8 protein-coding genes are annotated in these 11,505 nt (G+C 73.0%); 5 read left to right on the forward strand and 3 right to left on the reverse strand.

All coding sequences use genetic code 11. The features are described 5' to 3' along the window. Positions 1–767 precede the first annotated feature (767 nt). Positions 768–1,952 (reverse strand): S8 family serine peptidase, encoded by a 1,185-nt coding sequence (locus VIW71_RS17165; protein WP_331623189.1) that lies wholly within the window; start codon positions 1,950–1,952, stop codon positions 768–770. A gap of 212 nt (positions 1,953–2,164) precedes the next feature. On the opposite strand from VIW71_RS17165, the gene VIW71_RS17170 reads away from it, so the two are divergent. Both VIW71_RS17170 and VIW71_RS17175 read left to right on the forward strand, forming a co-directional pair. Beyond that, positions 2,165–5,491, forward strand: a complete 3,327-nt coding sequence (locus VIW71_RS17170) for a right-handed parallel beta-helix repeat-containing protein (RefSeq protein WP_331623190.1) — start codon at positions 2,165–2,167, stop codon at positions 5,489–5,491. Positions 5,492–5,671: 180 nt separating this feature from the next. After that, positions 5,672–7,000 (forward strand): hypothetical protein, encoded by a 1,329-nt coding sequence (locus VIW71_RS17175; protein ID WP_331623191.1) that lies wholly within the window; start codon positions 5,672–5,674, stop codon positions 6,998–7,000. 86 nt (positions 7,001–7,086) lie between these two features. Here the strand turns inward: VIW71_RS17175 and VIW71_RS17180 are convergent, their stop codons facing one another. Both VIW71_RS17180 and VIW71_RS17185 read right to left on the reverse strand, forming a co-directional pair. Beyond that, entirely contained in the window at positions 7,087–7,650 is a 564-nt protein-coding gene (locus VIW71_RS17180) for a sigma-70 family RNA polymerase sigma factor (RefSeq protein ID WP_331623192.1), read from the reverse strand. Positions 7,651–7,969: 319 nt separating this feature from the next. Further along, positions 7,970–8,875, reverse strand: a complete 906-nt coding sequence (locus VIW71_RS17185; RefSeq protein ID WP_331623193.1) for a LysR family transcriptional regulator — start codon at positions 8,873–8,875, stop codon at positions 7,970–7,972. Between the two features lie 168 nt (positions 8,876–9,043). Here VIW71_RS17185 and VIW71_RS17190 point away from each other — a divergent pair, with 168 nt between their 5' ends. The 3 genes from VIW71_RS17190 to VIW71_RS17200 all read left to right on the forward strand — a co-directional run bounded on the left by VIW71_RS17190 (position 9,044) and on the right by VIW71_RS17200 (position 11,395). Beyond that, a complete protein-coding gene (locus tag VIW71_RS17190) occupies positions 9,044–9,745 on the forward strand; it encodes a type 1 glutamine amidotransferase domain-containing protein (protein ID WP_331623194.1) in 702 nt (233 codons plus the stop codon). Positions 9,746–9,948: 203 nt separating this feature from the next. Next, positions 9,949–10,773, forward strand: a complete 825-nt coding sequence (locus tag VIW71_RS17195; protein ID WP_331623195.1) for an AfsR/SARP family transcriptional regulator — start codon at positions 9,949–9,951, stop codon at positions 10,771–10,773. A 232-nt stretch (positions 10,774–11,005) separates the two neighbouring features. After that, positions 11,006–11,395, forward strand: coding sequence for a hypothetical protein (locus VIW71_RS17200; RefSeq protein ID WP_331623197.1), 390 nt, complete (start codon positions 11,006–11,008; stop codon positions 11,393–11,395). Positions 11,396–11,505 lie beyond the last annotated feature (110 nt).

An 11,505-nucleotide genomic window follows, 5' to 3' on the forward strand; every position in this document is an offset into this window, starting at 1 on the left:
ATCAAAGGCCGCAGCCTGGTCCCCGGCCGGGCGACGCACATCGCCCGCCGCAAGAACCGCCAGATCCAGACGGCTCTGCTGGACGAGAGCTGAGCCCCCGCCGCAACGCCCGACCGGTGGCGCCCCGGCCCCCACCGGCACCGGGCGGCGGCGTGGCCGCCGCCGCGGAAGACGGCCCCTGCCGAGCGTCGCTACCGGTAACGCCGAGCGTTTCGCTCCACACCGAGATGTTTCAGGACTGTTGTACGGGGCGGGTCATGGAAGCATACGAGCCCTCTCTTCGCAGAGAAGCTTTGTGCTTGCTCAGTCTTGGTTTCAGGAAGGCTAGCCATCGTGCGTCCGCTCACCGGACGAGCGCGCCGCCTTCCTGTGCGATGCCTTGATTCCGCCGTGTTGACGACTGACAGTTCTCCGAGAGGCGGTCGGCATCAAGGAAGCGGCGGCCGTCTGACAGGCCGCGGTCAGCTCCGCAGGTCGGCGGCCTCCTCGGGCAGCGGTCGGCGCGCCAGCCCTCGGACTCGGGCGCGATGGCCGCGCCCGTGGGGAAGGGAGTCCCGCACACGACGCATCGCCCGGGGTGGTCGGCGCACACCCAGTCGGACAGGGATTCCAGCTCACAGGCAGGCTGCTGAGGCGGTCCGCTGCCGCATCGGCTTCACATATGCCCTGGCCGCACCCGCATCTCTACGGGCGCGCGCCCGGCAGGGTGCCCGCACCCCCACGGACGCCCACCCGGCGGGGCTGCCGGGGAGGAGGCCCGGGCCGCCCTACCGACCCGCAGGGCGCCAGGCGCGAGCGCGACCGCGGGGGACGACCACCGCCGCGGCGGCCATGAGCAGCACCACCGCACCGGCCCCGCCCGCGACGGCCAGGGCGCGCACGCGCGGACGGTCGGAGCCGGGCCGGGGCAACTGCGCGGGGACCGGGTCCGGCAGGGGGTCCTGCCGGACCGGCAGGACCGCGGACACCGCACCGTACGGGTCCAGCTTCGGGACGCTCGCGGGATAGGCCCACCCCGTCAGCCGGCGGGCGACCTCGGCGGCCGGCAGCCGCGGATAGCGGGCCCGGACCAGTGCGGCGGCCCCCGCGGCGTGCGCCGCGGCCAGGGAGGAGCCGGAGCCCACGTAGTGCCCCGCCCCCCGCGGGCCGACGCTGACCACCGCGTCGCCGGGGGCGGCGAGGTCGGGGGCGAACGGAAACGGCGCGTTCTGCGGACGGCTGTCGCCGGGGCCGTAGTCCACCACCGAGAGCACCTGCGGGACGAACGCGGGGAAGCAGGGCCTGGCCGTGGGATCGGGGCGGCCGGTGCGCGGGTCGGTGGGAGCGGTGTCCGGCGCGGCGGGGGCGACCACCAGCACGTCGCCTCGGGTGGCGTACGCGACGGCGGTGGTCAGTTCCTGCCGTCCGGTGAACAGGGCGTGGGCGACGTAGACGACATCCGCGCCGGCGTCCACGGCCTCCCGTATCCCCCGCGCGACACCGGCCGCGGTGACGGCGCCGCGCTCGTCCGTGTCCCGGACGGCCAGAATCCGCGCCTGCGGCGCGACTCCGGCCACGCCGGTGCCGTCTCCTGGTGCGGCGGCGATGAGTCCGGCCGCGAAGCTGCCGTGGCCCACGCAGTCCCGGTCCGCGTCGCCGACCGTGCGGACCCGGCCGGCCAGTGCGGGGATGCCGGTGCCGACGCCCGTGTCCACCACCGCGACCGTCACCCCGGCCCCCTGGGACAGTTGCCAGGCGCGCGGCAGTCCCATCGCCCGGCGGCTCCACGGCTGCGCCTGCGCGGTACGGGGCGAGCCCGTCGCGCATGGCTGACCGGCCGCCAGTTGGGTGACGACGCCGGGCAGGCTGACCGGGGCCGCGACCGCGACCGCGGGCCACCCCGCAGCGGATGCCGAGGCGAGCAGCGCGGCGGCCACCGCTGCCCTCGTCGCGCGGAAAAGGGCATGTCGCATAGCCGCATCGTAGTGATCGGGCCGGCCGCGGCGGTGGCGACGACAAGGATTCGACAAGGGCTGTGCCTGCTCCTGGCCTGGTCGAGGCTGTTGGATTCAGAGGGCCAGGCCAGCGCCGGGGATGCCCGGCCGGGTGGGCCACGTCCCGTCGGCCGCTGGCGCACACGAACCGGCACGAGCCGGGAGCGGTATGGAAACGAGGAGGTCCGCGCGTGTCACGGCAGTTGCTCACGGTCAACCCGAAGGACCCGCAGGGGCTCCGGACGATCGGCGAGGCGCTGGCACAGGCGCGCACCGGCGCGGTCATCCGGGTCCGACCCGGGCGTTACGCGGAGAACCTGACCGTGCGGACCAGGGTGACGATCGCCGCCGACGGCGAGCCCGGCACCGTGGAGATCTGCCCGCGCCTGGGCACCGCCGTGGTGCTGCTGGCGGACGCGGTGATGCTCACCGACCTGGTGCTGCGCGGCGGCAGCGAGGACATGCCGGTGGTGGACGCCCCCCGCGGTCAGGTGGCCATGGACGGCTGCACGGTCGTCGGGGCGGGCTGGACGGCTGTGCTCGCGCGGCAGAGCGGTTCGCTGGCGATGCGGCACTGCCGGGTCACCAACCCGGCCGGGGCCGGCATCGTCGACACTGCCCCGACCGGCAGCGTCATCGAGAACTGCGTGATCGAGAACCTGGGCACCTCCGCGATCGTCATCACCGAGAACGGGCGCTCGGTCGTCCGCGACTGCCGGCTGCGCGACGCCCGGGGCAACGGGCTGCTCGCCAACGGCGAAGCCCAGGGCACGGTCGAGGACTGCGAGATCTCCGCCACCGACAAACCCGCCCTCGCCCTGGAGGGGCACAGCACCACCCGGGTGCTGCGGACGACCGTCCGCGACGTCTCGGTGGGGGTGTTCATCACCAGCACCTCGCGCCCGGAGCTGGAGGAGGTGACCGTCACCGCCACCACCGGTCCCGGGATCACGCTCGCGTCGGGCGCCGACCCGCTGCTGCGGCGCTGCCGCACCACGCGCACCAAGGGCAGCGGACTGGCCGTCACCGAGCGGTCCCGGGGGACGTTCGAGGAGTGCGAGTTCCACTCCTCCGCCGCGCCCGCCATCCGGGTGACCGGCAGCAGCACGCCCGTCCTCCGGCACACGGTGGTACGCGACTGCGACAGTCAGGGTCCGGCCGTGCTGCTGGCGGAGAACTGCGCGGCGGAGTTCGACGGCTTGGAGGTGGACGGCACGGGCGGCACCGGCGTGGCCATACGCTCCGGCGCCAACCCGCTGCTGCGCCGGGCGGTCGTCACCTCGCCGGGCGGCCACGGCGTGGAGGTCACCGACGACGGCAACGGGCGGTTGGAGAGCTGCTCGCTGATGGCCGCGGGCGGCTCCGCGCTGCGGATCGCCGACGGCGGCAACCCGCACCTCGGCGACACGGTCCTGCGCGCTGCCGCCGACAGCGGCGTCACCGTGGCGACCGGCGGTCTGGGCAGCCTGCGCGACTGCCGGATCGAGGACAGCAAGGGTTCCGGCGTCGCCGTGGACAAGGATGCCGAGCTGACCCTGACCCGTACCCAGGTCACCGGCTCAGGCGCCCATGGCCTGCGGATCGCCGACGGTGGGCGGGTCAGCTTGCGCTCCTGCGAACTCAGCGGCAACACCGGCGACGGAATCCGGGTGGACAGCGCCGAGCAGGTCACCGTCACCGGCTGCACCGTGCGGGACAACCGCGGCTCCGGGCTGCGCCAGACCCGCCCCGGCGACCGGCTGGAGGTCGAGGACCTGACCAGCGCGGGCAACGAGCAGCCCGACCTGTGGGGCGTGGAGGCGGCCGTGGCCGCCGGGCTGTCGCCGGGCGCCGCCGGCCCGCGAGCCGCCGGTAAACCGGCGGGGCCTCTGACCGACCTGGAGGCCTTGGTGGGCCTGGCGGAGGTCAAGCACCAGGTCCGCACCCTGGTCAACCTCAACCAGTTGGCGCGGCGCCGGGCCAGCCTGGGCATGTCCGCACCGCCGATGAGCCGCCACCTGGTGTTCGCCGGGCCGCCCGGTACCGGCAAGACCACCGTGGCCCGGCTGTACGGAAGCATCCTGGCTGAGCTGGGGGTGCTGCCCTCCGGGCATCTGGTGGAGGTGTCCCGGGCCGACCTGGTGGCGCAAATCATCGGTGGTACGGCCATCAAAACCACCGAGGCGTTCAACGAGGCGATCGGCGGGGTGCTCTTCATCGACGAGGCGTACACCCTGCTGTCCGACGGCAGGGGCTCGGGCGCGGACTTCGGCCGGGAGGCGATCGACACCCTGGTGAAGCTGATGGAGGACCACCGCGACGACGTGGTGGTGGTGGCCGCCGGATACACCGCGGAGATGGACGCGTTCCTCTCCGCGAACCCGGGCATGGCCTCCCGGTTCACCCGCACGGTCGAGTTCGCCAACTACTCGGTCGAGGAGCTGGTGACCATCACGGAGAACATGTGCCGGGCGCACCAGTACGAGCTGGACCCGCGGACCCGGGACGCTCTGACGGCGCACTACGAGCGGATGCCTCGGGATGCCACCTTCGGCAACGGCCGCGCGGCGCGACGGGTCTTCGAGGAGATGGTGGACCGTCAGGCGTTCCGGCTGTCGGCCATGGCCGAGGCCGCCGAGAGCGATCTGATGCTGCTGCTGCCCGAGGACGTGAGCGATACGGAAACGGCCTCGCCGCCCGGGGACAGCCGCGAGCAGATGCTGGCCGAACTGGCGGACATGGTCGGTCTGGCCGCGGTCAAGCGCGAGGTGAAGGACCTCGTCGACCTGCTGGCGGCGACCAGGCAGCGGGCGGCAGCCGGCCTGCCGACTCCGAGGATCAGCCACCATCTGGTCTTCTCCGGGCCGCCCGGCACCGGCAAGACCACCGTGGCCCGGCTGTACGCGCGGCTCCTGCACTCCCTCGGGGTGCTCCCGCGCGGCCAGCTCGTCGAGGTGGCCCGGGCCGACCTGGTCGGCCGGTACGTCGGCCACACCGCCCAGCTCACCCGGGAGGTCTTCGAACGCGCCCTCGGCGGCGTGCTCTTCATCGACGAGGCGTACACCCTCACCCCGCCGGGAGTCTCCAACGACTTCGGTCAGGAGGCGGTGGACACGCTGCTGAAGCTGATGGAGGACCGCCGCGACGAGGTCGTGGTGATCGCCGCGGGCTACACCGAGGAGATGGGGCGCTTCCTGGCCTCCAATCCCGGCCTGGCCTCCCGTTTCTCCCGATATGTACGGTTCGAGGATTACACCACCGACGAGCTGGTCACCATCATCGGCCGGCAGGCCGTCTCCTTCGGGTACGAGTGCGCCGCGGACACCGAGCGGTCGCTGCGGGCCTGGGTGGACGCACTGCCCCGGGACCGCACGTTCGGCAACGCGCGCGCCGCACGCCAGCTGCTGGAGACGATGATGACGCGTCAGGCCCGGCGACTCGGTGCGATGGTCGCGCCCGGCGTCGACGATCTGCGGATGCTGCTCCCGGAGGACCTGCCGAACGCCGGCGTGCCGACGCAGCGGCGGCCCACCGGATGACGCCTTGAACCGAACCGCGCGGTCTGCGTTGTCACGAAGGGGTGCGTACGCGAGGCACGGCTCGCCGGGGGCGTGACGCCCCGGCGCGGCTCGGGACCGCCCGCGACAGTGCCACCGCGGGCCGGACGGCCACCCGCGCAGGTCTCACCCACCTGCTCAGCTCAAACCACTGTGGAGGAAATGATGCCTGTTGAAGGGGACGCCGAGGGCGTGCGCCGTACGGCGTCCGAGCACGGGGGGGCCGCCGCCGGCAGAGTCGCCCGCGCCGCGGCTGCCCGCCGCCAGGCGGTGGCGACCGTGCCCACCGCGGCGGGCACGGAACCGGGTGCCGCGCGCGGCGAGGGGACGGCCGGTACGGATTCCGTACGTGGCAGCGAGCCCGTCACCGGCGCGGAGGCCGCGAGCGCCACCGGCCCCGTACCTGGCGCGGACCCCGCACCGGGCGCTGCCGAGTCCGTCACGTCGAGGCTGCGTGCCCTGCGCCCGCGCCTGGCCGCCGCCCGCTCGTCGGAAGAGTCGGCAGCAGCGTCGCGGGATGCCGACCGGGATGAAGGGCGGCGCGCCGGTGCGGCCGGCACCGCGGCGGCTGCCCGGGGCACGGCCGGCTCGGCGTCGCCCGGGACAGCGGCGGCCGCCGGCGGCGCCGAGCCGCCTGCCGACGAGCCGGCGTCCGCCTTCGGCCGTCCGAAGAAGCCGATGCTGGCCGCGGCGGCCATGGTCGGCGCGGTGCTGCTTGCCGTCCCCTTCCTGATGGCGGGCGGGGACGACGAGGAGCGGAACCCCCGCACCGGCACCGTGGCTCAGGACACCCTGCTCAGCGACGGCGACGGGCCGCACGCGGACGGTGTCTTCGTGCCCGAGGACCCTCCCGAGGACAGCACGTCTGCGCCTTCCGCCCCGGTGCTCGTGAAGAAGACCCGGCCGGCCACGGTCCCCGGCGGGCCGGGCGGGCCCTACGTGCTCAGCCGGAACAAGCCGGAGCCGAAGCCGGAGGAGCTACCGCCACCGCCCTCGTTGCGGAAGGAGCGGCAGGAGCAGGCGCCGCAGCCGACCGTGTCGCCCAAGGCGGCGCCCCCGCAGCCCGTGTCCAAGGACACGACCGCCCCTTACTGGGAGAGCACCAGGCGCCACGTGGCCAACGGGCACACGGGCAAGTGCCTGGCCACGATCGACTCAGGCCGGATGGTCGGCCAGGGCGACTGCGGCAGCGCGCCGACCTGGCAGCGCTTCGTGGTGGGTGACGGGACCTTCCTGCTCAGGATCACGTCCACCAACAACTGCCTGGACAGCAACGGCGAGACCCCGTACGTGTCACCGTGCACGGTCAAGGACGCCGGTCAGCTCTGGCGGATGAGCTGGGTCGACACGTGCGCTGTCACCCTGGTCAGCCCGAAGTACACGGAGTACCTGACCGGATGGAACGCCGGAACCGTCTCCGTGGTGGACCCCGGGACCGCTGACGTTCCCGCCAAGCACAACTGGGCGATCTCCACCGCCGCCGGGTGCTGACCGGGCCCTGGCCGGGCCCCGGCCCGGCCCCGGGGCTGCGGTGCCGGAGGAATCGTTCGCCGGCACCGCGGCCGGACTCGGCGTGGTCATGGCTGGACGCCGCGGGCCTGGAGAGCCTTCTTCAAGGCGCGCATGGCGTGGTGCGTACGGGACTTGACCGTGCCGGGCGGGATGCCCAGGGCGTCGGACGCCTGCGCGACACTGGAGCCGAGGAAGTACATCTGCCGCAGCACCTCGCGCTGCTGCCCGTTCAGATCTTCCAGCGCCTCGGTCACCACCCGCGCCGTCAGCAGCCGCTCCACCTCGTCGGAGACGAAGGGGTCCACGTCCTCCAAGGAGTCCGACAACGCCGGCCGCGTCCGACTCGCCCGATGGGCGTCGATGACCAGGTTGCGCACCACCGTGAACAGCCACGGCCGCAGACCCTCCGGCTGGGATTCCAGCACGTCCCGATGACGCCAGGCCCGGACCGCCGCCTCCTGGAGTACGTCCTCCGCCCGATGCCAGTCCCCGTCCAGCAACCGCGCCGCGAACCGCAGCAGCAGCCCCCCGTACTCCTCGTACAGCGCGTGCAGGAACGCCTCGCACCCGGCCCCGCCGCACCCGTTCCCGCCGCGGACCCCGTCGGACGCGATCCGCCGAGATTCCATGGTCCGACTCGCCATCGTGGCGCCCCACCCGTCTGTCTCACATCAGGACACTTCCGGCAGCAAAGGCCCGGAGCAGACGTCACACTTTCCGGGGCGGCTTGGCCGACTCTTGCCATCGGCTTGTCGCCGGAATCGCGGGGCAGGGAGGGGGCGGCCGGATGAGTGGCCACCGCACATAACAATTCTTATGACGGGTGAGGACACCCCCAAGAACCGTGTTCCGTCGAGAGATCAATGATGCTCGTGAGCCGACGCGTGGAGGGAACGGCGTGACGGGACCGTACGCCAGGACATGATCGCCCGCGAGGTCACCGGCTGCTCACAGCCCGCCCCACGCGCGGGCGGCCTGCTGGAGGTGTTCGTGGACCACGGCGAGGGCGGGGCTGGCGGGAGCGCCGTGCCAGGTCGCCAGGTACAGGGTGTTCAGCGGCGCGACCTCGGGCTGGTGCAGCTGCACCACGCGCCCGGCGGCGAGGGCGGGGGCGACCAGGTACCGCGGGAGGACCGAGATGCCGACTCCGGCCTCGACCGTGGCCAGCACGGCGCGCAGGTCGGACACGACCAGTGCGACCGGATTGGGCGGCCGGTGGCCGAACTCGCTGCGCCAGTAACGGCGTATGATCGGCAGATCCTCGGCGTAGGCGACAAGCGGCAGGTGGGCCAGCGCCTTCGCGGGATCGGCACGCAGTCGGCCCGCGTCGACGGTGCGCTCCATCGCGGGCGGCGCCACCAGCAGGAACTCCTCGTCGATCAACGGCACCCCGACGACCGCCTGATGCCTGGGGCGCACCGACGAGACGACCAGGTCCAGCCGGCCGGCGACGAGCGCGACCAGCATGTCCTGGGCCAGCCCCAGCGTCGCGTGGAAGCACACCCCTCGACCGGTCAGCGGCGCCAGCGCGGGGAGCACCCGCAGCGTCATCACCTCCGCCGCGCCGCCGATCCGCACGGTTCCCCGCATCGCCGGCTGCGCGTCGACCGAGCCCAGAGCGCCACGCAGCTCGTCCACGTGCAGGCCGACCCGGGCCGCCAGCACTGCGGCCCGTTGGGTGGGCGTGACCCCTCGCCGGGAGCGGACGAACAGCTGCTCGCCGAGCTGCTCCTCCAGGCGGGCGAGCTGCCCGGTGATCGCGGGCTGCGTCACGCCCAGACGCTGGGCGGCGGCGGACAGCGACCCCGCCCGGTAGATCTCCAGGAACGTCGACAGCAGATCGAGGCTCGGCACACAAGGCTCCTTCCATAAGTCTTCTTATGGATATGGGAAGTGGTGCCGAAAGTACCTGATGGATGCTGGCGTTGTCTTCTCTGCGGCGGCCCGGCCCCACGGCAGCCCGCCGCGGCCACGGCCGGGCCCGCTGCGGTGGCCCCATCCCATGAAGAGAACAGGCAAGCCATGTCGAAGATCCTGATGGTCGTCTCCGGTGCGGACAGCATGAAACTGGCCGACGGCTCCGTGCACCCCACCGGTTACTGGGCCGAAGAGGTCGCCGCCTCCCACGAGGTGCTGCGCGCCGCCGGCGCCGAGGTGGACGTCGCCACGCCGGGCGGTGTGCGGCCGACCGTGGACCAGCTCAGCCTCGACGCCCGCGGCGGCGTCCCGGCGGCCGACGCGGAGCGGTTCCGCGGCTACCTCGCCTCCATCGCCGACGTGCTCGACACCCCGATGGCTCTGGCCGACGTCCGCGCGGGCGACTACGACGCGATCTACCTCCCCGGCGGCCACGCCCCGATGGCCGACCTCGCCGAGAGCGCTGACCTCGGCCGCCTGCTCAACGAGGCCGACGCCCAGGGCAAGACGGTGGCCGCCCTGTGCCACGGTGTGGCCGCGCTGCTCAGCGCGGCCAGGGACGACGGCGGCTTCACCTTCGCCGGCCGCCGCCTGACGTCCTTCACCGACGAGGAGGAGCGGCAGGGCGGGCTCGGCGACAACGCCCCGTACTTCGTCGAGACCCGGCTGCGCGAACGCGGCGCCGTCCTCGACACCGGGGCCCCGTGGAGCAGGAAGGTCGTCCAGGACGGCAACCTGATCACCGGGCAGAACCCGCAGTCGAGCACGGACACCGCCGACCGCGTCCTGGCGGCCCTGAACGGTTGAGGCGCTCTCCGGGTCCACCGCCCCCTCAACGGGGCCCGGAGCGCCTTGGTTCGCCCCGCGTCCGGCCTTTCCGCGAGGCCGAACCGCGGCGTCTCCGTCCAGCGACAGACAGCGCGATCGTGCCCCAGGGCGACGCGGCGTCCGTACGTCCGAGGGAGGCTCGTCCCATTCACCCGGCCGGTCGAACGAAGGGAGTAGCGGTCATGCCCGCCGACGGCACCCACGAGTTGGAGTTCGCCCTCCTCGGCCCGATCACGGCCGGTCGCGCCGGCACACCCGTCGTCCTGGGGCCGCGTCAGCGAAGAGTCCTGCTGACGCGGCTGCTCATCGCCCACGGCCGCCCGGTCAGCATGGACCGGCTCTGCGAGGATCTGTGGGCCGGCAACCCGCCCCGCGGCGCGGTGTCCGCGGTCCACGCCCACATCAGCCGCCTGCGCAAGGTCCTGGAGCCCGAGGGTGGGCGGGGCCGGTGCCTGACGAGCGAACCCGTCGGGTACGCACTGATCGTGCCCGATCAGGCCCGCGACACGGTGCGGTTCGAATACGGAACGAACCGGGCCCGGGAACTCCTCGCCCGGCGCAGGACGGACGAGGCCCGCGCGGCCGTCGACGCGGCACTCGCCATGTGGCGGGGTCCGGCCCTGGCCGAAGCCGCGGATCATCCGTTCGCCGTCCGGGAGACCGCCAGACTGGACGAACTCCTGCTGACGGCCCGGGAGCTGCAGGTCGCCGTCCTGCTCAGCGGCGGATCGTACGGCGCCGCGGTGGCCGCCGCCCACAGCCTGACCGCCGACCAGCCCTTGCGGGAGACCGCATGGGATCTGCTCATGCGTGCCCTGTACCTCGCCGGTCGGCCCGCCGAGGCCGTACGTGCCTACCAGCGCGCACACCAGTCGCTGATGATCGAACTGAGACTCGAACCCGGCCTGGCCCTGCGGGAACTGCGCTCGGCGATCCTCCGGCACGACACCCGGGCCGTCGCGGGTGCGTACGGCGGATGTTGGGCCGGACTTGCCGAAGCCGGATGAGGACGGCGGGGTCGGTCGAGGCTCGGCCTCGATCGGTTGTCAGTCCGGGCCCCGGAACTGGGGGACCGCCGGGGCCCGGACCTCGGGTCTCCGACTGAAGGGCCCGATGCCTCCTTGAACGGACAGACGGCGCAACCGGTTCAGAGAAAAACAAAGAAAAGGCTTGAACCACTCCGGCCGAAGCACCGTTGTGCGGATGAAAAGCCGTCAACCGTATGGGAGATCCCGGTAGATGAAGGCAGTGAACAGATTCCTCAACGGACGTCTTGCCCGCAGGACGGTGGGTGCCGCCGCGCTCGCCGCGCTGGTGACCGTACCGTTCGCCGGCACGGCCCACGCCACCGGCGACAACGGCTGGTACCAGTTCTGTGCACGCGGTACCTACACGACATACGCGCACCAGGCCTCGTACCAGGTGAACGCGACCACCTGGACGACGGCCTGGAGCACCGCCCCCCTCCGGCCGGGACAGTGCACCTCCGTCCATCTCCGCGGCTACCCCGTCGACATCTACCTCGTGTACGACGACGGCGGCGAGAAGAAGATCGGCGCCTCCGCCTCGTACCAGGCCAACATCGCCGCGGCCGGCTACAAGGCCAACGCCTACTGGTACTACTACTGACCCGCTTCCCCCAAGGGGTCAGGCCGCCTGAACCGGTCCTCGGGTTCCGTGCACCGCCGCACGGAACCCGAGGGCCTCGCCGCACCGACGACAGGCTTCGGCCGAGCGGT

The organism is Streptomyces sp., from assembly GCF_036524955.1.
GTDB lineage: Bacteria > Actinomycetota > Actinomycetes > Streptomycetales > Streptomycetaceae > Actinacidiphila.

Bases quoted from the DNA above. Each gene is read 5' to 3' on its own strand.
- VIW71_RS17165 (WP_331623189.1), bottom strand. From the start codon at position 1,952: ATGCGACATGCCCTTTTCCGCGCGACGAGGGCAGCGGTGGCCGCCGCG.
- VIW71_RS17175 (WP_331623191.1), top strand. From the start codon at position 5,672: ATGATGCCTGTTGAAGGGGACGCCGAGGGCGTGCGCCGTACGGCGTCC.
- VIW71_RS17180 (WP_331623192.1), bottom strand. From the start codon at position 7,650: ATGGAATCTCGGCGGATCGCGTCCGACGGGGTCCGCGGCGGGAACGGG.
- VIW71_RS17190 (WP_331623194.1), top strand. From the start codon at position 9,044: ATGTCGAAGATCCTGATGGTCGTCTCCGGTGCGGACAGCATGAAACTG.
- VIW71_RS17195 (WP_331623195.1), top strand. From the start codon at position 9,949: ATGCCCGCCGACGGCACCCACGAGTTGGAGTTCGCCCTCCTCGGCCCG.
- VIW71_RS17200 (WP_331623197.1), top strand. From the start codon at position 11,006: ATGAAGGCAGTGAACAGATTCCTCAACGGACGTCTTGCCCGCAGGACG.